General features: G+C 66.8%; 21 protein-coding genes and 1 tRNA gene. 10 read left to right on the top strand and 12 right to left on the bottom strand.

The window, feature by feature from the left end; all coding sequences use genetic code 11:
- Positions 1-50: 50 nt before the first annotated feature.
- Positions 51-758 (bottom strand): hypothetical protein, encoded by a 708-nt coding sequence (locus tag JDV75_RS09100; protein ID WP_248096259.1) that lies wholly within the window; start codon positions 756-758, stop codon positions 51-53.
- 228 nt (positions 759-986) lie between these two features.
- Here JDV75_RS09100 and JDV75_RS09095 point away from each other — a divergent pair, with 228 nt between their 5' ends.
- Both JDV75_RS09095 and JDV75_RS09090 read left to right on the top strand, forming a co-directional pair.
- On the top strand, positions 987-1,496 hold the full coding sequence (locus JDV75_RS09095) for a phage holin family protein (protein ID WP_198738930.1): 510 nt from the start codon (positions 987-989) through the stop codon (positions 1,494-1,496).
- A 122-nt stretch (positions 1,497-1,618) separates the two neighbouring features.
- Positions 1,619-2,545 (top strand): alpha/beta fold hydrolase, encoded by a 927-nt coding sequence (locus tag JDV75_RS09090; RefSeq protein WP_248096262.1) that lies wholly within the window; start codon positions 1,619-1,621, stop codon positions 2,543-2,545.
- Between the two features lie 77 nt (positions 2,546-2,622).
- Here JDV75_RS09090 and JDV75_RS09085 read toward each other — a convergent pair whose 3' ends face one another.
- The 4 genes from JDV75_RS09085 to nth form a co-directional block, all read right to left on the bottom strand.
- A complete protein-coding gene (locus JDV75_RS09085) occupies positions 2,623-3,819 on the bottom strand; it encodes a MarP family serine protease (RefSeq protein WP_336244317.1) in 1,197 nt (398 codons plus the stop codon).
- A gap of 82 nt (positions 3,820-3,901) precedes the next feature.
- On the bottom strand, positions 3,902-4,588 hold the full coding sequence (locus JDV75_RS09080; RefSeq protein ID WP_198739102.1) for an NUDIX hydrolase: 687 nt from the start codon (positions 4,586-4,588) through the stop codon (positions 3,902-3,904).
- An 83-nt stretch (positions 4,589-4,671) separates the two neighbouring features.
- A complete protein-coding gene (locus tag JDV75_RS09075) occupies positions 4,672-5,271 on the bottom strand; it encodes a TlpA family protein disulfide reductase (protein WP_198738928.1) in 600 nt (199 codons plus the stop codon).
- Positions 5,268-6,068 carry an endonuclease III gene (gene nth, locus JDV75_RS09070; protein WP_198738927.1) on the bottom strand — a complete coding sequence of 267 codons (801 nt, stop codon included), beginning with the start codon at positions 6,066-6,068 and terminating at the stop codon, positions 5,268-5,270. The genes JDV75_RS09075 and nth overlap by 4 nt, the downstream gene beginning before the upstream one ends.
- Positions 6,069-6,191: 123 nt before the next feature.
- On the opposite strand from nth, the gene JDV75_RS12120 reads away from it, so the two are divergent.
- Both JDV75_RS12120 and glxR read left to right on the top strand, forming a co-directional pair.
- On the top strand, positions 6,192-6,317 hold the full coding sequence (locus JDV75_RS12120) for a hypothetical protein (RefSeq protein WP_255520530.1): 126 nt from the start codon (positions 6,192-6,194) through the stop codon (positions 6,315-6,317).
- Between the two features lie 326 nt (positions 6,318-6,643).
- Complete coding sequence (gene glxR, locus JDV75_RS09065; RefSeq protein ID WP_198738926.1) at positions 6,644-7,327, top strand: CRP-like cAMP-activated global transcriptional regulator GlxR; 684 nt, start codon at positions 6,644-6,646, stop codon at positions 7,325-7,327.
- A 535-nt stretch (positions 7,328-7,862) separates the two neighbouring features.
- Here the strand turns inward: glxR and JDV75_RS09060 are convergent.
- A complete protein-coding gene (locus JDV75_RS09060) occupies positions 7,863-8,315 on the bottom strand; it encodes a hypothetical protein (protein WP_198738925.1) in 453 nt (150 codons plus the stop codon).
- Between the two features lie 37 nt (positions 8,316-8,352).
- Between JDV75_RS09060 and JDV75_RS09055 the strand changes: the two genes are divergently transcribed.
- Positions 8,353-9,618 (top strand): leucine-rich repeat domain-containing protein, encoded by a 1,266-nt coding sequence (locus JDV75_RS09055; protein WP_198738924.1) that lies wholly within the window; start codon positions 8,353-8,355, stop codon positions 9,616-9,618.
- A gap of 126 nt (positions 9,619-9,744) precedes the next feature.
- On the opposite strand, the gene JDV75_RS09050 is transcribed toward JDV75_RS09055, so the two are convergent.
- From JDV75_RS09050 to JDV75_RS09035, 4 genes are all read right to left on the bottom strand, one after another.
- Entirely contained in the window at positions 9,745-10,587 is an 843-nt protein-coding gene (locus JDV75_RS09050; RefSeq protein ID WP_418884391.1) for an MBL fold metallo-hydrolase, read from the bottom strand.
- A 12-nt stretch (positions 10,588-10,599) separates the two neighbouring features.
- Positions 10,600-11,058, bottom strand: a complete 459-nt coding sequence (locus tag JDV75_RS09045; protein WP_198738922.1) for a RidA family protein — start codon at positions 11,056-11,058, stop codon at positions 10,600-10,602.
- Between the two features lies 1 nt (position 11,059).
- On the bottom strand, positions 11,060-11,221 hold the full coding sequence (locus tag JDV75_RS09040) for a DUF4177 domain-containing protein (RefSeq protein WP_198738921.1): 162 nt from the start codon (positions 11,219-11,221) through the stop codon (positions 11,060-11,062).
- A 253-nt stretch (positions 11,222-11,474) separates the two neighbouring features.
- Positions 11,475-11,834, bottom strand: coding sequence for a WhiB family transcriptional regulator (locus JDV75_RS09035; protein WP_198738920.1), 360 nt, complete (start codon positions 11,832-11,834; stop codon positions 11,475-11,477).
- A 136-nt stretch (positions 11,835-11,970) separates the two neighbouring features.
- Here JDV75_RS09035 and JDV75_RS09030 point away from each other — a divergent pair, with 136 nt between their 5' ends.
- Positions 11,971-14,367, top strand: a complete 2,397-nt coding sequence (locus JDV75_RS09030; RefSeq protein WP_198738919.1) for a transglycosylase domain-containing protein — start codon at positions 11,971-11,973, stop codon at positions 14,365-14,367.
- Between the two features lie 13 nt (positions 14,368-14,380).
- Here JDV75_RS09030 and JDV75_RS09025 read toward each other — a convergent pair whose 3' ends face one another.
- Positions 14,381-14,851 (bottom strand): GatB/YqeY domain-containing protein, encoded by a 471-nt coding sequence (locus tag JDV75_RS09025; protein ID WP_198738918.1) that lies wholly within the window; start codon positions 14,849-14,851, stop codon positions 14,381-14,383.
- Between the two features lie 41 nt (positions 14,852-14,892).
- On the opposite strand from JDV75_RS09025, the gene JDV75_RS09020 reads away from it, so the two are divergent.
- Both JDV75_RS09020 and JDV75_RS09015 read left to right on the top strand, forming a co-directional pair.
- Positions 14,893-15,801, top strand: a complete 909-nt coding sequence (locus tag JDV75_RS09020) for a metallophosphoesterase (RefSeq protein ID WP_198739101.1) — start codon at positions 14,893-14,895, stop codon at positions 15,799-15,801.
- Positions 15,802-15,886: 85 nt separating this feature from the next.
- Positions 15,887-15,963: transfer RNA gene (locus JDV75_RS09015), tRNA-Pro, on the top strand.
- A gap of 73 nt (positions 15,964-16,036) precedes the next feature.
- Here JDV75_RS09015 and JDV75_RS09010 read toward each other — a convergent pair.
- Positions 16,037-17,656, bottom strand: coding sequence for a hypothetical protein (locus tag JDV75_RS09010; RefSeq protein ID WP_198738917.1), 1,620 nt, complete (start codon positions 17,654-17,656; stop codon positions 16,037-16,039).
- 241 nt (positions 17,657-17,897) lie between these two features.
- Here JDV75_RS09010 and JDV75_RS09005 point away from each other — a divergent pair, with 241 nt between their 5' ends.
- Entirely contained in the window at positions 17,898-20,876 is a 2,979-nt protein-coding gene (locus JDV75_RS09005) for a DUF4040 family protein (protein WP_198738916.1), read from the top strand.
- Positions 20,873-21,292, top strand: coding sequence for a cation:proton antiporter subunit C (locus JDV75_RS09000; protein WP_198738915.1), 420 nt, complete (start codon positions 20,873-20,875; stop codon positions 21,290-21,292). Before JDV75_RS09005 ends, JDV75_RS09000 begins: the two co-directional genes overlap by 4 nt.
- The last annotated feature ends 3 nt before the right edge of the window (positions 21,293-21,295 follow it).

The raw sequence follows: 21,295 nt of genomic DNA, 5'->3' as shown, positions 1-21,295 counted from the left end.
CCGCGGGCCGTCGATCCCGCGTTTCGCCGCACTCCCCCGCACGCACCGGCTCACAATGCCGCAGCGATACCCTCCGCCTCCTCGGCCCCCGCCTGATAGGACCGCATGTGCAGGACGAGGAAGCGTCCGACGCCCCCGGCCCCGGATCCGAATGATTCCCCGGCCGCCAGGTACTCCGCCCGGTGCCGGTTGAGCCACGGTTCCGGCACCGCCAGTCCACGGGGATCAAAACCACCCGCGACCGCGGCGAGTCGGGAGGCCGCCCTCGCGACGACACCGGTACGTGCACCGAATGCCGAGGTCGACAGCAGCTGGCCGTGGACGATCCCCGGAAGGAGGTCCGGATCAGCCCCGGAGGTCACAGTGGCCGCCAGGACCGAAAGCTCCCCGACAGCGCGTTCCGGGCGACCGGTTCCCCCGGCGAGCACATCCATCCGCGCCAGCACCTGGAGTGGCGACCGGAGGAATACGCGCGCGGTGTCCTGGACGAACTCCGGGGCGAGGACGCTGTAGACGTCGATGTGCCGGGCGAGGACCTCCGATTCCTCCCCCCGGTCCCCACGAACCACACCGGCACCGTCGATCATCGCCCCCGCGCGGGCGCCCCGGAGCACCCCCTCGGCCCCGGTTATCTCCGGTCGGCGCAGGTTGACGGGCCTACGGTGGACGGCGGCGAGGGCTTCCCGGGCCCGCACCGTGGATTCCCCGACCCCGGGAAGCTGGCGGAGCGGGGCCAGTGGATCAGGTCTTTCGGTCACCACACAAGGTTAGCCGTCGGACACGGGCCACCACCGCGGAGCGACGATCCGGCGGCGGCCACGCCCCATCTTCCGCGGGGACGCGCCGAGTGCGGAGTTCGCACAAAGCCCGTGTTCGTGGCACGATTGGCGGTAACTGAACTGACAGTGCCAGAAGCGTTCACCCCCGTGCACCCGGTCGGCACCGTCGCACACCCCATATTTCACCCACGTGGAGGACTACCTACCGTGAGCAACTCTGACGGCCTTTTCACAGACGGAAACGACGCTTTCACCCCCAAGGTGAGCAGCATCCCTCTGTCCGATGTCGATACCCGTGCAGCCGGCCAGGGTTCCATCGGTGACCTGGTCTCCGATGCCACCGCGCAGATGTCCACCCTGATCCGCGGTGAAATCGAACTCGCCAAGACGGAACTCGCGCAGGAAGCCAAGAAGGGCGCGATCGGCGGCGGCATGTTCGCGGTCGCCGGTGTCGTCGCACTCTACAGCTCCTTCTTCTTTTTCTTCTTCCTCGCCGAGGTACTCAACATCTGGCTCGACCGCTGGGCCGCTTACCTCATCGTATTCCTTCTCATGGTCGTCATCGCGGCCGTGGTCGCCTTCATCGGCTACAAGAAGGTGAAGAAGATCGGGGCCCCGAAGCAGACGATCGACTCGGTGCAGAAGCTCAAGACCCTCGTCCCGGGACAGGCCGAGAAGAATCTCGATGCCTCCTCACGGCAGGGCCTTCTCACCTAGGGAACGCTCCCGTTCATTCCGACCGCCGCCTGCGCGTGACGGTCGAACACTCCCGCCCCGGACTTCACCGGGGCGGGCTCGTTTTTCCAGCCACATCGCCAGTCGTCGCCGACGGAGAGGACGTGAATCGCTTGTTCCGGAAGAAGGGGAAGCCGAATCCGCCGTCGGTGGTAGCCCTCGACGGCCCGTGGACGCACGGCCGGGTCTACGCCCGCGGCATGCGTTTCCACGTGGCGACGCTCGGTGATCCGGGCGCCCCGCTGATGATCCTGCTGCACGGCGCCTTCGGCGGCTGGTTCGAGTGGCGCGAGGTCATGCAGCCACTCGCCGACGCCGGCTACCGGGTCGCGGCCGTCGACATGCGCGGGTACGGAATGTCCGATAAACCACCCCGCGAATACGAACTCCGCTACGCCGTCGGCGACATCTCCGACGTCATCGATTCGCTCAGCGACTCCGGCGCGATCGTCGTCGGTTCCGGGACCGGCGGTGCCGTCGCCTGGACACTGGCCGCCAACTACCCCCAGTGCGTCAACGCGCTCGTCTCGGTCTCGGCGTCACACCCCATCGAGATGAACCGGGTCATCGCAGCGAGGTTCTGGCAGCACACGGTACCCCTGACCAGGGGAATCGCCGTACGTTTTCCTGCCCGGCTGGCTCCCGATCCCGTGGATCTGGCCCGGTTCGATCTCGCGGCGGACACCTCCGCATCCTTCCACCGCACGCAGCGCTTCGCCGAGTACCTCGAGCTGCGTACCCAGGCGGCACGCATCGACAACACGGGGCCCGCGATGATGCGTAACGCCCGTCTCGAGATGGCGCAGCTTCCCCCGAAATGGGTCTCCACCAGGGTTGAGGCACCTGTGCTGTGGATCAGCGCGTTCAACGGGACGTGGCGGGCCCTGGCGACCCGGAACTCCCGCCGGACGGATGGCGCCTGGACGCAGGTCACTGTCCCGGGGACAAAGAACCTCCCCCACATCGAGGACCCGGCCGGTTTCACCCGCGTCGTCCTCGACTTCCTGCGCGACCCGGGCGACGCGCGGTAGCGGACCCCGCATCACCCCGGTGCACTACCGGGTGCTCAACGGATCGACGGTACCCGCGGCAGACATGATCCGCCCGGTCAGCGGACCACGCATTCCCGGGTGTCCACCGGCTCAGTCAGCCGGGTGATGTCGCCGATTCTGCCGCGGACCTCCTCGGCGGTCAGGGTGTAACCGACGTCGGTGGTCTCCGTGGCGGCACCGAACACGACGCCGAGGACCTCTCCCCGGTTGTTGACCATGGGGCCGCCCGAGTTTCCCTGACGGATCGTGCCGCGGACGGTGTACGCCTCGCGCTCGACGCGCCCCGTGGCGTAGATGTCCGGACCGTTGATGGTGAGGCGCTCCCGGACACGGGCTGGGGCCGCCTCGAAGGGGCCCGACTCCGGGTATCCCATCACGATCGTCTCCTCCCCGCTGACCGCGGGCTCGCTCGCCCACCGCAGCGGAGGGAGATCGAGGTTGTCGGCGCGCAGTACCGCGATGTCCTCGGCGGGGTCGTAGAAGACGACGCGGGCCTCCTTGACACCGAGCGCGGTGTCAAGGAGCACCGCATCGGTTCCCGCGACGACGTGCGCGTTGGTGATGACGAGGTCGGGGGCCGCCACGAATCCCGAGCCCATGAGGCGGCGGCGACACTGGTGGGCATCGCCCAACACGTGGATGACGCTGGGTTGCAGATCCGCCACGAGCGCCGGATCGCTGACCTCGGGTGCCGGTGCATCGACGTGTTTCACCCGTCCCTCGAACGGGGAGATCATCGGCGGAAGTCCCGTGTCGTTGAGCATCGCGGAGATCTTGTCCGGCAGGGTGTCGAGGGCGTCCGGGGTGGAGCGGTCGACGATGTTGAGGACGACCGAGTTCCGCAGGCCCCGGGCGATGGGCCCGGTGATTCCCGTCGCCAGGGTGCTGGCGACGAGCCAGGTCACGATGAGCGTGGCGATGACCTGGAAGATCGCGCCGATGATCGAGTCGATGACCAGGGTGTGCCGGAAGCGGGCGGATTCGCGGAGGGCCGAACCGGTGACGCCGCCGACGAGATTCCCGAGGGCGACGAGCACGAGCACCGTGCCGAGGGCGTAGAGGTACCGGAGCGCGGTGGAGTCGGTGTAGCTCATCACGACGGGAGCGAGGGCGGCACCGCAGATGAGGCCTGCGAACACGCCGACGGTGGAGAGGACCGATGCGAACGCACCCTGACGCCATCCGCCCCAGAGCGAGATGATCACGAGGGTGACGAGTATGCCGTCAACGACAAGCTGCGGGGACTCTGTCACTTCGCGGGTTCTTCCTTGGTTGGTTCCCCGGGTGGGGTGGCGGGGTGGTACTGGACTGGCTACTGGCTGGAACGGGTGTCGGCTACAGCAGCCTCTCATTATTGCGTGAGCGCGCGAGTGCGTCGTGGAGGTCGTGTACCGTGTCGCGGTCCCAGGGGTTGTCCCACCCGGCCTGGTGGAGGGAGGCGTTGAGCAGGCCCGCGGTGAATCCCCAGACGAGGAATCCGTCGACGGTGAACGCGGGCCCCCGCCAGTTCCTCCAGCCGACGGTGAGCCGGTTCGCCGGATCGGTGAGGTGCATGAGGGGCACCTCGAACACCTCGTCCGCTTCGTCGGGGCTGACCACACCCACCGGTGTGCGCGTGTGCCAGTGGGCGACGATGGGATGGACGGGGTATCCGGAGGCACGGATGTGGACGTCGTCGAGTTGGGCGAGCGGGGTCGTGCTCGTGCGGTCGAGCCCGGTTTCCTCCCAGGCCTCACGGAGGGCACAGTCCACGGCGTTGACGTCACCGGGGTCGACCCTGCCGCCGGGGAAGGCTATCTGGCCCGAGTGGGAGCGCATCGTCGGGGACCTGTGGGTCAGGAGTATCGCCGCGTCGTTGGGTAGTTCGGCCGAGGTCTCGGCACCGGAGAAGAGCATGAGGACCGCGGCGCGACGGTCGTGGTCTCCGCCGGAGCGGGAGCTGTCCGGTAGCCCCCGGTGGAGCTCGCCGGAGGTGACGCCGTCGACCAGTCTGCGCATCCAGACGGGAGCGGCGTGCGGCATCAGGTCGGTGTTGGTGCCGGGCCGGTCAGGGACGGTCGGTATCTGAGGGTTCCGCGCCCCGCGGTCGGCGGCGGTGCGATCGCTCAAGAGAGTGCCTCTTCCACTGCGTCGTTGATCTCGCGGACGCTGGTGAACGTCCGGGGGAAGGTGCCACGGACGGAGCCGGTGGCGTCGGTGACCACGGTCACCGGTACGACCCCCGGTAATCCGAGGCTGCCGGCGAAGGTCCCGTGGGGGTCAGTGTAGCTGGGCAGTCCGATCCCCCACTCATCCAGCTTGGCGACGCCGGCGGCGGGCGCGCTGTCGGCATGAATTCCGGCGACGGTGTAGTCGGGGTGCTGTTCCGCGAAGGTCTCGAACAGTGGCATCTCGTCCCTGCAGGGAGCACACCACCAGGCCCAGACGACGGCGACCGTCGGTCGGGTCTCGGCGGGTGCGGGGCCGGTGTCCCCGAGGCAGTCGAGATCGACCCCGGCGACGGTCGGCCCGGGGCAGGCTGTTCGTCCGGCGAGGGTGTCGGGATCGACGGTCGCCTGCGTGGCCGTGGGATTGTCGCCGGTCCCGGTCGCGGGGGTGTCCCCGACGGGGTCGTTGACGGCACGGAGCATGACCGGAACAGCGAGCACCACGAGCAGGGTGAGGATGATGCCTGCCACCATCCCCCACATCGTGCGGCGGCTCATTCGCCGACCCCCGCGAGGTCCAGCAGGTGTTCACGGTTCTCGCTGCTGATCAGGCGCGCGGCGACGTCGGGCTCGGTCGGCCCAGCAGCACCGAAAGAGGGGCAGTCCGCGGCGAGGAAACAGGCTCCGCACGCGGGTTTGCGGGAGTGGCAGACCCGGCGTCCGTGCCAGATCATCCGGTGGGAGAACACCGTCCATTCGCGACGCTCGATGAGTTCGGCGAGGTCACTCTCGACCTTCACCGGGTCCTCGTTGGTGGTCATCATCATCCTGCGAGCCAGGCGACCGAGGTGGGTGTCCACCGTGATTCCGGGTACCCCGAAAGCGTCACCGAGCACCACGTTCGCGGTTTTCCTCCCCACCCCGGGGAGTTTCACGAGTTCCTCGAGCGTGTCGGGAACCTCGCCGTCGTGGTTGTCTACGAGCGCCTGTCCCAGCCCGATGAGGCTGCGCGTCTTGGCGCGGAAGAACCCGGTCGGTCGGATGATCTCCTCGATCCGTTCCGGTTCCGCGCCGGCGTAGTCGTCTGCCGCCGGAAATGCGGCGAACAGGTGCGGGGTCACCTGGTTGACGCGGACATCGGTGGTCTGTGCGCTGAGGACGGTGGCGACGAGGAGTTCGAGCGGGGATGAGAACTCCAGGTCACAGCGTGCGTCGGGGTATCCGACGGCGAGTGTCCGGTTGATTCTCCGGGCCCGGCGTTTTCGCCCCAGGTCCGTTTCCCTTCCGGACGCGGCCGGGTGTGCACCGACCCGGGGGCGGGACGGGTTGGTGAGGGTGACGGGCGGTGCGGACATGGCCCCCACTGTAGTCGGCGACGTCCCGGGCGTCGGAACGGCGATTCCCCGGGCACCGGGGTTCCACCGGAGGGGGTGACGTGTCCGTCACGGAACACCGGAGGGGGACTAGAATGCGGTGGCATGACCGTTCTCGCAGCCATCTTCGTCCCGGTGATCATCGCGGTGTTCGCGATGCAGATGGAACGGTTCGAGACCTACTGCACACGCTGCACCACCGAGCCGGTCACCGCGGGCCCCACGAACTAGCACCACAAAGTCCACTCCGCGCCGGAGTGGCGGATCACGACACGGGTTTCTCATGTTTCTGCTGCACAGGGGATACGAGCGCCTCCGAGACACGATTGCCCAGGAAACCACCCCCGATAAAACCCAGCTAACCCTAAAACGGTCACAATGGGGGTGCGTTCGTGACACATAACATAGTAGAGTGTTGGGGAACAACGTTACTTGTTAACCGCACACGTTTTTCCGTCACAGGATGCCCCTGCGGGGGCGGAGTTAGTGAGCTGGAGAATCTGCGGACCAGCCTGTCCCCTACATGCGGACCTGCTTCATCTGATTAGGAGAAATGAGTGGAAGCCGTACAGGAGATTCTGTCCCGCGCAGGAATCTTTCAGGGCGTCGATCCCGTCGCCGTCAACAACCTCATCCAGGAGCTCGAGACCGTGCGCTATCCGCGCGGCACGACAATCTTCGACGAGGGCGAGCCCGGTGACCGGCTCTACATCATCACCGCAGGCAAGGTGAAGCTCGCCCGGCACGCCGCAGACGGGCGTGAGAACCTACTCACCGTCATGGGCCCCTCGGACATGTTCGGCGAACTCTCCATCTTCGACCCCGGCCCGCGTACCTCGTCAGCGGTGTGCGTGACCGAGGTCCACGCCGCGACGATGAATTCCGAGATGCTCCACAAGTGGATCAACGACCACCCGGAGATCTCCGAACAACTCCTCCGCGTCCTCGCCCGGCGTCTACGGCGAACCAACGCCTCCCTCGCCGACCTCATCTTCACCGACGTCCCCGGACGCGTCGCCAAAACCCTGCTGCAGCTCGCCAACCGCTTCGGCACCCAGGAAGGCGGCGCCCTACGCGTCAACCACGACCTCACCCAGGAAGAAATCGCCCAACTCGTCGGCGCATCCCGCGAAACCGTGAACAAGGCACTGGCCACCTTCGCCCACCGCGGCTGGATCCGCCTAGAAGGCAAAAGCGTGCTGATCTGCGACACCGAACACCTCGCCAAACGCGCACGCTGACACCAACACCCCCAGAACCCTCCCACACACAGCCGTGGGCGGGTTTTTCATGTCCGGCAGGACTGTAGTTCTCACCGCCATCCACTCATCCAGACCCCGGGCAGACGTGGCCGGATCTGGTTTTCACGCGGAAACGGTTTTCTGAAAGCAGTTATTCAAACATTCACATAGTTTTCATTTAGGGACGTATCTATTTCTGTCGATCCCTGGATAGTGTCCAAGAGGTCAGCACATCCGGCTGCGCAGCCCGTACAGCACCATGTCCGCGCACCCATCTCCTTCTCCGTCGACCATAGGAATGGCCCACCGTGCGACCTCACACGTTCAGAAGAACTCTCCTCGCAGGCATTTTATGCGCTGCACTGACCACTTCATTCACCCCCAACGCCACTGCGGATACCCACTCTTTCGATGGGACACACGCCGCCGCTCTCGAAACTCACAGCACGAACACCGCCGCTGAATAGTCCGATCTCGGCCCGGTAGCTGTACCTGTGGGCCTACCGAACTTCGCTCTGCCACAGGTACCACCCCATCAGATGCAGTTCCTCGCAGGTATTTTCGGTCTCATTGCCGCTCTCGGGGTTGTTCTCATCGGGATCTTCTCCAAGAGTTTCAACTCCGGCAGCAGTGGAGGCCAAGGCTCCAACCCGAGCACCACGTCTCCCACCACGGAACCGTCCACCACGGCTCCTACAATCATCACCGAGCCGACAACCACAAAGACGACAACGGCAACAAGCACAACCAAAACAACAACCCCGGCGCCCACCAGCAGCACCAAGACGACCAGCACGTCACAACCGACCACAACGGCAGCCACCAGCACCGCACAGCCGACAACCACAACGGTGGCCACCAGCACCGCCGCGCCGACAACCACAACGGCGACAGGTACCACCGAAACAACAACCCCGGCCCCCACAACAAGTACCGCACAGCCGACAACAACCACGACACAGCCGCCGGTAGAAACCGGCAACGTCATTCCCGACGACGGTCTTCGCATTGCGATCAATCAGGCGATGGGTCACACCGAGAACCCGCTGGCCGATGTGACTCTGCGTGACATCGACGAGAATCCGATCCGGGAACTCACGGTCAACACCTGGTCATTTGTCGGTGAGGAGCACTACCTCGTCGAGGACCTGAGTGGCCTCGAGCATCTGACGAGTCTGCGGACGCTCGACGTCTACGAGCCGTGGCCCGTCAATCTTCCAGATCTGTCGAACCTCCCCCACCTGGAGAGCCTGCACCTGACGAAATACAACGGTGAGCATCTCCCTGAACCCACCGGTTCCTTCCCCGCACTGCACTCGATCATCATCGAGTGTGGCGACCTCATCGACTTCCCCGCGGCGATGTTCTCCCCGATCGGCAAGGTTCCGGGCAGCAGCGTCTCCACGCAGCTGACGATCGAGAACGCCGAGAAATTCACCACACTGCCTGCGAATCTCGGGCAGCGTCCCGTCTTCCGCAGCGTCACCATCTCAGGCACCGCCATCACAGAGCTGCCTGACACCCTCAGCGGTGTGACACCTGTCGAATCGATCACGTTGAAGAAAAACTCTCAGTTGTCCCGCATTCCCGAGGGGCTCGCCACCTTGACCAACCTCACCCGGGTGGACATTTCCTGGTCACCTGAGCTCTCGTCACTGCCTTCCTCATTGTTCGAGGCACCGGCTCTGGACACCCTCAACGTGGTCCGCACCGGTCTCACCGGACTTCCCTCGACACTCTGGAATACACCCTCGTTGAGGCTCGTCGACGTCTCCCACAACGAGATCGCGACGCTTCCCGATTCCATCGGGTCGCTGGGCAAACTGGGGAGCTTCGTAGCTTCGGGTAACAGCATCACGACGCTGCCCACGAGTATCACGACGCTGCCGTCGCTGTATTACCTGGATCTGAGTGAGAACCAACTGGCCGCCCTGCCGTCCGGTTGGGGCGGGGCGGTGGGTCTCCGATTCCTTCTCCTCTCCGACAACCAGCTGAACGATGGCCTTCCCGAGGACATCAGTCAGATTCAGCTCCTCGAGGCGATCACCCTGGGGAACAACAATCTCACCCGGACGCCTGCTTTCCTCAACCACCGGCTCGGGCAGGGCAGGGAGAACGACGATTCCCTGGTGAATGTCCACCTCAACGCCAATCCGATCACAACGGTTCCGGAGTCGGTGCTCACGTCCCACGCGACCATCGATCTGGAGGGCACGAACGTGTCTCCGGAAGACCCTGTCATCCAGCGGGCTGACGAGGATGGTTCCGATGCCGTATTCACCTTCTCCTGAGGAGCTGTAGCCCCCGATCAGGAATGAACCAATGTAGGCCCCCTGAACGTATCCACGGCGAAGCCCCACCCCCTACCCAAGGGGATGGGGCTTCGCCGTTCGTTCAACCGCGGTGGAGGCCGCTTTCTACTCGCCGTTGCTCTCCAGGTAGCGGAGGGTGACGCGGGTGGACTGTTCGGCTGCTCCCCGGAGTACGGGATCGACGTCGGTGTAGATCTCGTCGACCAGGGTCTTCAGGGGGATGTCCTTGCCCAGGCGGGCGCGGACCTCGCGGACCTGCTCGAGTCGCTGCTCACGACGGTCGATGTACTTGCGGGCCATCTGCGCGGTGTCGGGCAGGTCGGGACCGTGGGCGGGCAACATGTGGATGCCGTCGCCATCTTTCTCCAGCATGTGGAGGGTGTCGAGGTAGAGGCCGAGGTCACCGTCGGTCTCTGAGATCATGGTGGTGTGCCGGCCGGCGATCGTGTCACCGGTGACGATGCCCTCCAGGGTGGACTCGTGGGGGACGCCGCTCCAGATGAAGAAGCATGCGGAATCCGAGGTGTGCCCCGGAGTGTGGCGGACCTCGATCTGCGGGGTCACACCCTCGAGGGAGATGATCTCCCGGTCCTCCAGGGGGTCGCCTTCGCGGCAGTAGGTCTTGTCGAAGGCACGGACGGGCGCGCCGGTGAGCTGGCGGAACCGGCCGGTGGAGTCGGCATGGTCGTGGTGCCGGTGGGTGATCAGGATCAGGGCGACCTCACTGGCCTTGCTGTTGAGGACGTTGAGGTGGCCCTCATCCTCCGGCCCCGGGTCGATGACGATGCTCCGTGGATCGCCCTCCGCCCGGATCACCCAGGAGTTGGTTCCCTCGAGGGACGCGTAGGACGGATTCGGACTGAGGACAACTGCAGCTGACGGCGTTACCGGACGCAGCTGACTGTAGGCGGGGTGCTCCATGCCCACCAGCTTAACCGCCAGCGGCATCCGCGCACGGCGTTACTCCTTGATTTCCACCACAATCTCCACCTCAACGGGTGAGCCGAGGGGAAGTTCGTACACCCCGACGGCGGATCGGGCGTGCCGTCCGGCGTCCCCGAAGATCTCGGCGAGAGCGTCAGACGCGCCGTTGAGGACCGCAGCCTGGGCGTTGAACCCCTCGGCGGAGGCAACGAACCCGGTGACCTTGAGGACACGGGAGACCTTGTCGATGCCGACGAGCGAGTCAATCGCGGCCAGCGCGTTGAGCGCGCAGGTGCGGGCCAGCTGCGCGGCGGCATCGACGCTGACGTCCGCACCTACCTTGCCCGTCGCGGCGAGCGCACCGTCGACGAGGGGAAGCTGGCCGGAGGTCCACACCTGGTCACCGACCCGGATCGCCGGCTGGTAGGAGCCGGCGGGGGCGGCTACGGCGGGCAGTGTAATCCCGAGTTCGCGGAGGCGCTGCGAGTTTCCCATGTCAGTCCTTCGGGCGCTTCATGTAGGCGACGACGTTCTCGGGGTTGGGGCCCGGTACGACGGTGACGAGCTCCCAGCCGTCCTCACCCCAGGTGTCGAGGATCTGCTTGGTCGCGTGTGTGAGCAGTGGAACGGTCGCGTATTCCCAGGTGGTGTTAGTCATGCCTCACACCTTATGCGAGTCCCAGCGGACCGGCATCAATGAGCGGGCGTGGGCTGGTTCACGGCCCGCAGTTGTCGCCGGTCCACGGCAGCGCGATGCGCACCACGTCGGGGCGGTTCGGACGCGGGGGGTGGGATTGTGCCGTCGCACAGAGCGTTGGGAGGGGTCTGTGGAATCGGGAGATGTCGGGTTCACAGCGATGGCACCAGATGCGGGCGGCTTCTCCCAGGGTCCGTCGATAGTTGATCGGTGGCTAGATGCCGATCAACTCGCCGCCTGCGGCGAGATACTCCGCCCAGTTGCTGATGTGGGGGTTCTTGCGCAGCAGTGCCCGCCGCTGACGTTCGGTGAGGCCACCCCACACGCCGAACTCGACCCGGTTGTCCAGGGCATCGGCACGGCATTCGGTGAGTACCGGGCAACGGCGACAGATCGCGGCGGCCTTGCGTTGGGCGGCACCGCGGACGAAGAGGGCATCCGGGTCACCTTCCCGGCACTTGGCCCGGGTAACCCACTCACCGCGACCCGGAGGGGTGGCGTCGGTGGAGGTGCTGCGGGAGTTGCGGGCGAAGTAGGGGTTCTTACGTGGATCCTGGATAAGTGATGCGGTCATCGCTGATCTCTCCTACTGCATGCCTTCGTTGACGCATGTAAGTGTATTCACACCATGCACCATATGTCGAATGCGTCACACCTGCGGGTGGAGCCGACCGTTTCCGGGGCGTCGATTTGTTACGTAGGGTAAAGGGGTGTCTCTCGTGAAATCCCTGTCCAAGACCGCCGGTGCCATCGTCGCCGTCGGGGTCCTCGGCGCGGCCGTCGTCGCCCCGGTGGCCGGAATCTCCGGGCTCGCCGTCGCCCGGACCCAGGAAGCGATGGAATCCAACCTCGCCGATCTGACGGACGGCGAGGCGCCCGGGGTGACGACGATCCTGGACGCCCACGGCAATCCGATGGCCTGGCTTTACAAGCAGCGCAGGTTCGAGGTCACCGGCGACCAGATCTCCCCGGCGATGAAGCAGGCCATCGTCAGCGTGGAGGACAGGCGTTTCTACGAGCATGACGGCGTCGACTGGCAGGGCACCATCCGCGCGATGGCGACGAACATCTTCTCCGGCTCGGTGCAGCAGGGTGCGTCCACCCTCGACCAGCAGTACGTGAAGAACTACCTTCTGCTCGTCGATGCCGAGGACGAGGCGGAGCAGGCGGCCGCGACCGAGACGAGCTACGCCCGCAAGCTGCGGGAGATGCGAATGGCCTCCGATCTGGAGCAGCTGCTGACCAAGGACGAGATCCTCACCCGCTACCTCAACATCGTGCCGTTCGGCAACGGCGCCTACGGCGTCGAAGCTGCGGCCCGGACGTACTTCGGGATTCCGGCGATCGAGCTGAATGTGGCGCAGGCCGCGATGCTCGCAGGCATCGTCCAGTCCTCCTCCGTACTCAACCCGTACACCAATGAGGCGGGGGTCATGCAGCGCCGCAACACCGTGCTGGACACCATGATCGCCACCGGATCGATAACCCCGGAGGAGGGTGCCGCGATCAAGCAGCAGCCCCTCGGTGTGCTCCCGGCCCCCGATGAGCTGCCACGCGGCTGCATCGCAGCGGGCAACCGTGGCTTCTTCTGCGACCACGTCCTGCGCTACCTGGGAGACAAGGGAATCAGTCTCGACGAGCTCGAGACGGGCGCCTACACGGTGGAGACGACCCTCGACCCGGTCATCCAGGACATCGCCCACGATTCCGTCACCGCCCAGGTGGATCCCATGGCGCAGGGGGTCGCCGAGGTGATGGACGTCATCGAACCCGGGGCTGAGGATCGTCCCATCAGGGCCATGGTCTCCTCCCGCAACTACGGGCTGAACCTCGAGGCGGGTGAGACTGTCCTGCCCCAGACCTCGACGAGGGTCGGCAGCGGTGCCGGCTCGGTGTTCAAGATCTTCACCGCCGCCGCGGCCCTCGAGAAGGGCATGGGCGTTGACACCGTACTCGACGTGCCCACCCGGTATGAGGCGAAGAACCTCGGCACCGGCGGGGCGAGGAACTGTCCCCCGAACACCTACTGCGTCGAGAACGCCGGCGTCTACAAGCCGAAGATGACCCTCAAGGATGCGCTCGCACACTCCCCTAACACGACCTTCGTCAAGCTCATCGAGACCGTGGGTGTGACCCCGACCGTGGACATGGCCGTGAAGCTCGGGCTCCGGGACTACGCCGAACCGGGGAGTTTCGACGGCGAGTCCTCCATCGCGGACTACATGAAGAAGAACAACCTCGGCTCCTTCACGCTCGGACCGACGGCGGTCAACCCCCTGGAGCTCACGAATGTGGCCGCGACGGTCGCTTCCGGTGGTGTCTGGTGCGAGCCGAATCCGATCGTGCGGGTGACCGATCGCCACGGTCGCCCGGTTTCGCTGGACCAGCCCGACTGCGAGCGGGTCCTCGATGAGGGCGTCGCCTACGCCCTCGAGAACGGTCTGTCGCAGGATGTCGTGTCCGGTACGGCCGCGGACTCCGCCCGTGCCGCGGGCTGGTCCGCCCCCACGGCCGCGAAGACCGGTACGACGGAGTCCCACCAGTCCGCCGCGTTCATGGGCTTCAACAGTGGTTTCGCCGCGGCCCCGTACATCTACAACGACGGCACCACCGTTTCCCCGCTGTGCACCAGCCCGCTCCGGCAGTGCCCCGAGGGAAACCTCTACGGCGGCATGGAAGCGGCGCGCACCTGGTTCGGTGCGGCCAACCGGATCCCCGCGGCGACCGGAGGCAAACTCGGCCCGTTCGACGACCGTTTCAAGCAGGGCACGGCGGTCGCCGGCCTGCCGAAGGTATCCGGCATGAGCGAGGATGACGCCCGGAAGAAGATCGCGGACGCGGGTTACACGGTGCGCAGCCAGTACGTACCCGGAAACGGGATTCCGCTCGGACGCGCGGTGAACGTGGTGCCCGCGAAGCAGCCGCTGCTCAAGGGCGAGGAGGTCATCCTCCAACTGTCCGACGGCTCGCGCCCGGTCCCCGTTCCCCCGGTCCCGGAGGCGGCCCCCACTGCGGAGCGGAACCGCAGACAGGCGCCGGATCCCGCGGAGACCGTGGAGAGCCTGCAGAACGCGCTCAACGACATTCTGCGGGACAACGGATTCTGATGAGACCTACCGGTCAGGGGCGCTGCAGCCGCTCCCTGACCGCGGTGGAGATCCGCTTGCCGTCGGCACGGCCCGCAGCCGCGGCCTGTGCGGCCTTCATGACCTGGCCCATCTGTTTCATCGACACCGGTTCCCCGGTCTGCTCGGCAACCTCGGCGACCGCCCTGTCAACGACCGCAGCGAGATCGGCGTCATCCAGCTGGGTGGGCTGGTAACGCGCCAGGATGTCGGCCTCAGTCTCTTCGGCGGCGGCGAGCTCTTCTCTTCCCGCCTCCCGGTAGATCTCCGCCGACTCGCGGCGTTTCTTGATCTCCCGGGCGATCAGCCGAAGGACGTCATCGTCCCCGACCTCGTGCTTGGCACCGGTGACGGCCTCGGTCTGGATGGCCGCGAGGAGACTGCGCAGTGTGCGCTTGGTGTCCTCGTCACGGGCCTTCATGGCTGCGGTCAGATCCGCACGGACGGCGTCGGTCAGCGTACTCATGCGGTCCACGATACGCTGGACAGGTGCGACTGAACACGAACCTGATCCGCCGGGCCGCCCTGGCCGCCACCGGTGCCGCCCTCACAGGCGGTACCGCACTCACCGCATGGGGCAACCGGGAGCTCGAGAACTTCCGGCTCCACGAGGTCACGATTCCGCTGCTCGCGCCGGGAACCCTGCGCGGGGAGGCCACGGATTTCCGGATCCTGCACCTCAGCGATCTGCACATGCTGCCCGGGCAGGACACGAAGTGCGAGTGGGTCGCCTCCCTCATCGACACGGACCCGGATCTCGTCGTCAACACCGGGGACAATCTCGGGGACGCGAAGACCGTCCCCGAGGTCCTCCGCGCACTCGGGCCACTGCTGAGTCGCCCGGGCCTCTTCGTCTTCGGCAGCAACGACTACTGGGCCCCACGCCCGGTCAATCCGCTCGGCTACCTGGCCGGCAGAAAACGACCGGTCAGTGACGTAGAACTGCCGTGGCGGGACCTCCGCGCAGCCTTCGTCGAGAGGGGCTGGCAGGACGCCACGCACGCACGCCGCGAGTTCAAGGCGGGCCACGTCCGGATCGCGGCGGCCGGGGTCGACGATCCACACCATGACCTGGACGACTACGACACCATCGCCGGGCCACCGCACCGGGACTGCGATCTCGCGATCGCGCTCTCCCACGCGCCCGAGCCGCGGATCCTGCAGCAGTTCGCCGATGACGGCTACCAGCTGGCCCTGTGCGGACACACCCACGGCGGACAGCTCTGCCTGCCCGGTGGACACGCGATCGTGACGAACTGCGGCATAAACGCGCGGCGGGCGAAGGGGCTGAGTCGCTTCGGGCCGATGCACCTCCACGTCTCCGAGGGGCTGGGCACCTCCCGCTATGCACCACTGCGCCTGTTCTGCCCTCCCGCAGCGACGCTCCTACGGGTCACGGAACTACCCTCCGCGTGACGGCCGGACACGGTTCCAGCTGCGGTTTTGCCCGGTGCAGCCACGTAGGCTAGAGTATTCCGGGTAGCAGGCGGTGCCTGCACACCGGGATATGGCGCAGCTTGGTAGCGTGCCTCGTTCGGGACGAGGAGGTCGCAGGTTCAAATCCTGTTATCCCGACCATCGCCCGGGGCGGCGGACTCATTGAAGTCCACCGCCCCGGGTTTTTTCGTTTCCGAACCTCCCTGTAGCTGCGTCAGCGCTCCGTGGAGTCGTCGACGACGGGGATCGTCGCGGTGGGGTCATCGGAGGGCCGGTGTCCGGTGGTCACGGGAGCCGGATCGTCGTGGACTTCCCCCGGATCTCCCGACGTGATCTCCGGATCCCCGTCAACGGTCGGGGCGAAGCGCCCGATGAGCGTCCCCAGCACAACCAGGGCACCGAGTACGGCGACGGCCACCCACAGGACCGGGCCGTCGCCACCGGTGCCGAGTTCAGCCACCGCCCCGGCCGGGTACGCCGCGGGCATCACCGCAGTGAGCAACCTCCAGAACGACGACGCCTCCTCCCCTGCCGCCGCACCGGAGAACACGTGGCCCAGCACCCCGACCTGGACCATCAGGCCCAGCACCAGTGCGGTACGTCCGACGGTCCCGCCGAGCAGACTGATCACCGCGCGACCCGATACCGCGGCGGCGACAGCGGTCAACGCGACCACGAGGATGGATCCGGCGAGCGCGACGGACCCTGTCGGCCGGGCGACGGTGGCCACGAACACCGCGCCGATGACCGCGATACCGGCTACAGCGGCACCGGGAGCGGCGAACGTCCTGGCCGATTCGCCGGCGCGAGCGCTGGGCCGGCTCGACGGGGACCGGCCCACCAGCCACAGAGCGGTGGCCGCGAACCAGACCAGAAGCGCGGCGAACAGGGCGTTCATCAGCCCCGGCCCGACACCGGTACCCGCCTGGACTGACACCTGTTCCGTGGTCGCCGGGGCAGTACCGGCGGCTCCCCTCACGGGCAGGCCCGCCTGGATGGCGTCGACCTTCTGCTCGTTGACCTCCGCCATGGCGCGGATGCGTTCAGCGCCGTCGCGGATCTCGTCGGCACCGCTCTGCAGCGTCTGCGTGCCCTCATTCAGCTCGCGGAGACCACTGGTCAGGGAACGCGAACCGGTGACCGCGCTGTAGACCCCGTCATGGAAGGGCTGCCCCGGGGCGGAGAGCTGGTTCGCGACCTCGCGGGAACCGTCCCGCAGTTCATGGAGTTGACTGATCATCTCGGGGGCGATGCGGAAGTTGACCACCTCGACCCGGAGTTTGACCAGCTCCATCCGGAGCTTCGGCGCCTCCGGGTGGCTCGATTTCGCGAGGGTGGCGTCGACGTCATCAAGGACCTTGAGCAGCTCGTCGCGGGCCCCCGGCATCGCCTCGATCTGGTCCACCGCCTGAGACACCCCGTCGGCCACCCGGGTCGCGCCCTGCCCCAGCTCACCGGTCCCCGCCTGGAGCTGGATCAACCCGTCGGTGAGCTGCTGCGAACCGTTGACAGCGTCCGCCGCCCCCTCGGACAGTCGCCTGCTCCCCTCCGCGAGTTCACCGGCACCGTCACTGAGTTCACCGGTGCCGGTGACGAGGAATCCCGCCTGGGTGTCGGCCTCCCCCGCGGCACGGCGGGCCGCCACGAGATCAGCACCGCCACGGGCTCCCCGGAGATCGGCACCGGTAGAGGAGGGATCGTCCCCGTCGCCCACCACCGACGCAGATGTGAGATCCATCCCGGTGACTACCGTGTAGACCGCCCCCGCCGCCACCGGCAGGAACAGCAACAGGGCCAGCAGGAAACGAGTGACGGTTGCTGCGGATCGGCTCATACTGTGGAATCTAGCGCCGATGCCGGGAATGGTGATGCGCCACACCGGGCAAACGCCGGGGAAAGGGGATGGAACGGACCCCCGGCCGCACGGAACAGGCGGACCGTACCTCCCGGAGGCGGGTCACCGGCCGCGTCGGACGGTCATGACCGGCTGGTATCGTTTAGAAGGGTATGTCTGACCCCAGCACGGTACGAATCTCCTCACTACACTCATCAAGGAACGCAGGTGTGATGCCCAAGTGACGCTGTTCATCGTCCTCGCGTTGGCGGCGCTCGCCCTCGGGCTCGCCCCCTTCGCGGTCCGTCTGTTCGACCGTCGCGCCGGCTGGCCGCTGGCGGCGATCTTCCTGATCGCCGCAGGTCTTCTGGCGCGACACATCCCCCGACTGATGGACGGGGAGGTGATCACCTACCGACACGTCTGGGCCCGGGACTTCATCGCTCCGGGACGGGACACCGACTTCGCGCTCCGGGGCGACCCGTTGAGTGTGTTCTTCGCGCTGCTCGCTCTCGTCATCGGCGCGATCGTCTTCATCTATTCGGCGTCCTACCTGCACAACAAGCAGTCCAACGGCAGCTTCTACGTCATCATGTCCGCGTTCATGCTCGCGGTCCTCCTGCTGGTCCTCTCGGACGACGTCGTGCTGATGTTCATCTCCTGGGAACTGGTGTCCATCGGATCCTTCCTGCTCATCGCACGGGCTGGCTCGGCGGGCGAAGCCGGATCCGTCCGCACACTGATCCTGACGTTCACCGGCGGTCTGACGCTCCTCGCCGCACTGACCATCGCCGCGACGCAGGCCGGCACGACGAACCTCACCGACATCCTGGCCTCCGATTTCTGGACCGAGGATCCACGGCTCGGCACTGCGGTGGGTGTGCTGATCGCGATCTCCGCGTTCACGAAGTCCGCGCAGTTCCCCTTCCACTTCTGGCTGCCGGAGGCGATGGCCGCCGCGACACCGGTGTCCGCGTTCCTGCACGCCGCAGCCGTAGTCAAGGCCGGTATCTACCTGCTGCTGCGCTTCTCCACCGTGATGCACGACAACCACGTGTGGAACCTCCTGCTCATCACCGTCGGCATGTTCACCGCCGTGATGGCGTCCCTGTTCGCGATCCAGAAGACCGACCTGAAGCGTCTGACCGCGTACTCGACGGTGTCCCACCTGGGTTGGATCGTCGCGACGATCGGCATCGGCACTCCTTTTGCGCTGGCCGCCGCCGTCCTCCACACCCTGACCCACGCCCTGTTCAAGTCCTCGCTGTTCATGCTCATCGGCGTCGTGGACCACGAGGCGGGTTCCCGTGACGTGCGCCGTCTCGGCCCCCTGTGGAACCGGATGCCGTTCACCTTCACCGGTGTGCTCGTAGGTTCCCTGTCCATGGCGGCCGTCCCACCGTTGATGGGTTTCATCTCCAAGGAGAGCATGCTGGAGGCGTTCACCGAGGCGCCCCTGGACACCGCCGGTGTGTGGTTGCTGCTGGGTGCCGCCGGCGTGGGTGCCGTCTTCACGTTCACCTACTCGGCCCGACTGGTGCTCGGCGCCTTCGTCGACGGCCCGCGTGACATGTCGGAGGTCCACGAGGCCCCGGTCCAGCTGTGGCTGCCCGCCGCACTGCCCGGCCTGGTCTCGCTGCCGCTGGCGTTCGTCGCCGCATCGCTCGATGAACCGCTCGACGCCGTCGTCGGGTCGATCACCACCGCCCCGCACCTGCACCTGGGTCTCTGGCACGGAATCACCGTTCCGCTCGGGATCTCCGTCGTTGTCCTCGTCGTCGGTGTGCTGGGCGTGCTCGCGCGCAAGCGGATCCTCCCGTCCTTCGACGGGCGTGCCCTGCTGCCGTTCACGGGCAACATCGCGCTGCGCCACTTCTTCGAACTGTGCGGCCGCTGGGGCCGTACCGCCGGCCGGATGGCGGACTCCTACTCGCCGGCCCGCCACCTGCTGTACCCGCTGCTGGTGTTGATCGGGTTCGCTGCGATCGTGCTGTTCATGCCGGGCATCGACGGCGTTACCCCCGAGCCCCGGATCGAAGGCATCGACGACCCGATCGACCTCGTTCCGCTGCTCATCATCGTGGTGTCCGTCTTCGGTCTCGCCCGGGCGCGGACCCGACTGTCGGGTGCGGTCCTGCTCGGCACCACGGGCGTAGGCGTCACCCTGCAGATCCTGGCGCTCGGCGCCCCGGACGTGGCGCTGACGCAGTTCCTCGTCGAGACCCTCGTCGTCGTCATCATCATGATGGTGATCCGGCAGCAGCCGGAGGAGTTCCACAAGACCTCCGCACGCCGACGCACCTCCTCCGCGATCCTCGGCATCGCGACCGGTACCGCCGCGTTCGCGGCCGTAATGGGTCTGCTCGGCCGGCACGAGCGCTCGGACATCGCCCTGTACTACCTCAACAACGGCCCGGAGATCACCGGCGGCGACAACATCGTCAACACGATCCTCGTCGAGTTCCGTGCCTTCGATACCCTGGGCGAGCTCGCCGTGCTCGGCATGGCGGGCGTCGTCATCGCCGCGGTCGCCGGCTCCGTCCCGAGGCACCCGTTCCAGCGCGGTACCCGCCCGCTGTTCCTCCCGGATTCGATCCGGAACGCGCTCCCCCTGGAGCAGCTGCAGAGGTACCTCGTGCCGGTGCTCGGAATCCTGGCCTTCCTCATCTTCATGCGCGGACACAACTCCCCCGGCGGCGGCTTCATCGCCGCCCTGGTCGTGGGTGGGGCGATCATGGTCGTCTACCTCGCGTTCGGCACCGACAAGCCGGTCGCCCGCCCGAACACCCCGTTCCTGCTCACGGGCATCGGTGTGCTGACCGCCATCGGGTCCGGGTTCCTCGGTTTCTTCGAGGGCTCCTTCCTCTACCCGCTGCACGGCCACATCGGCCCGGAGCACGTCAGCACCTCGATGATCTTCGACATCGGCGTGTTCCTCGCGGTCCTCGGCATGCTCACCCTCGCGATCAACGCGCTCGGCGGGTACCTGCGGCCCGGCGCGGACAAGAAGCTCCTGCCGTTTCACCGCGGCGGTGAGCACCCGCTGCCGGACACCCCCGACGTGCGGCCCGATCCGAAGCTGGATGATCCGCAGCAACCGGAGAACTCGGGCGGTTCCGCGGCCGTGGCATTCAGCGCGGCCCGCGCGACCGACCACGACCAGCCCTCCACCGCCGCCAGTGGCGGGGACACCGGCGGGCGGAAGGAAGAGAAGCAGTGATTCTCGCACTGACCATCGCGTTCCTGCTGGGCGGCGGCGTCTACCTGATCATGCAGCGGGGCATGGTGCGCATCGTGTTCGGCATGGGCCTGGTGAGCCATGCCGCGAACCTCATCATCCTCGCGACCGGCATCGGCGCCTGGCGCGGCGAACCGTTCGGCGGGCGCACCCCCCTCGACGAGGCCGCGGATCCCCTGCCGCAGGCTTTCGTCCTGACCGCCATCGTCATCACCATGGCGACCACCGCCTTCATGCTGGCGCTCGCCGCACTCGGTCGTTCCGACGACACCCGCTCCGCAGAAGACCCCGACGAGGAGTCCCCGCTGGAGACCCGTGGCCGGACGGCCGCCCCGGTCCGCCCCGGTTCCCACCGTGCGGCCCGCGTGGCCGACCGGCTGGCCAAGGAGGAGAAGTAGACA

Source organism: Corynebacterium meridianum (assembly GCF_016342265.1).
In the GTDB taxonomy this organism is placed as follows: Bacteria; Actinomycetota; Actinomycetes; order Mycobacteriales; family Mycobacteriaceae; genus Corynebacterium; species Corynebacterium meridianum.
Note: the sequence above shows the minus strand (reverse complement) of the source record. Positions and strands in the feature narration are given on the sequence as shown.

What these genes read in the sequence shown, in the direction of transcription:
- JDV75_RS09055 (WP_198738924.1), top strand. Translation starts at nt 8,353, where the DNA reads ATGGGTCACACCGAGAACCCGCTGGCCGATGTGACTCTGCGTGACATC.
- JDV75_RS09060 (WP_198738925.1), bottom strand. Translation starts at nt 8,315, where the DNA reads ATGACGTTGCCGGTTTCTACCGGCGGCTGTGTCGTGGTTGTTGTCGGC.
- JDV75_RS09080 (WP_198739102.1), bottom strand. Translation starts at nt 4,588, where the DNA reads ATGCCGCACGCCGCTCCCGTCTGGATGCGCAGACTGGTCGACGGCGTC.
- JDV75_RS09010 (WP_198738917.1), bottom strand. Translation starts at nt 17,656, where the DNA reads ATGAGCCGATCCGCAGCAACCGTCACTCGTTTCCTGCTGGCCCTGTTG.
- nth (WP_198738927.1), bottom strand. Translation starts at nt 6,068, where the DNA reads ATGTCCGCACCGCCCGTCACCCTCACCAACCCGTCCCGCCCCCGGGTC.
- JDV75_RS09025 (WP_198738918.1), bottom strand. Translation starts at nt 14,851, where the DNA reads ATGAGTACGCTGACCGACGCCGTCCGTGCGGATCTGACCGCAGCCATG.
- JDV75_RS09035 (WP_198738920.1), bottom strand. Translation starts at nt 11,834, where the DNA reads ATGACCGCATCACTTATCCAGGATCCACGTAAGAACCCCTACTTCGCC.
- JDV75_RS12120 (WP_255520530.1), top strand. Translation starts at nt 6,192, where the DNA reads ATGACCGTTCTCGCAGCCATCTTCGTCCCGGTGATCATCGCGGTGTTC.
- JDV75_RS09075 (WP_198738928.1), bottom strand. Translation starts at nt 5,271, where the DNA reads ATGAGCCGCCGCACGATGTGGGGGATGGTGGCAGGCATCATCCTCACC.
- JDV75_RS09050 (WP_418884391.1), bottom strand. Translation starts at nt 10,587, where the DNA reads ATGCCGCTGGCGGTTAAGCTGGTGGGCATGGAGCACCCCGCCTACAGT.
- JDV75_RS09040 (WP_198738921.1), bottom strand. Translation starts at nt 11,221, where the DNA reads ATGACTAACACCACCTGGGAATACGCGACCGTTCCACTGCTCACACAC.
- JDV75_RS09045 (WP_198738922.1), bottom strand. Translation starts at nt 11,058, where the DNA reads ATGGGAAACTCGCAGCGCCTCCGCGAACTCGGGATTACACTGCCCGCC.